The 250-nt window shown below is 38.0% G+C and carries 1 protein-coding gene; it reads left to right on the plus strand.

Features of this window, described 5'->3' with window-relative positions; genetic code table 11:
* Nucleotides 1-250: type II secretion system protein GspM (gspM, locus tag AAEY88_RS14795; protein WP_350563608.1), on the plus strand; the 250-nt coding region annotated here is incomplete at both ends.

The raw sequence follows: 250 nt of genomic DNA on the forward strand, positions 1-250 counted from the left end.
GAGCTATTAGCTTGGGTTGATGACAGTATTGTTAAACTAAAGGCTGCGGGTAACACCAGTGTTGCTAGCAATGCAAACTTAAGCCAAATTGTTAATTCTACACGTGGGCGCCATCAAATAAGTATTAGTAAAATGCAGCCAAGTAGTGATTCGCTACGTTTGACGCTCGACTCTGTAGAATTTAATCAGTTAATAGAATGGCTAGATGAGTTAGTGAATCAGCATGGCTTAAAAATTGAAAACTTAGATT

Origin of the sequence: Psychrobacter sp. CAL346-MNA-CIBAN-0220 (genome assembly GCF_040309805.1) — a bacterium.
Classification (GTDB): domain Bacteria; phylum Pseudomonadota; class Gammaproteobacteria; order Pseudomonadales; family Moraxellaceae; genus Psychrobacter.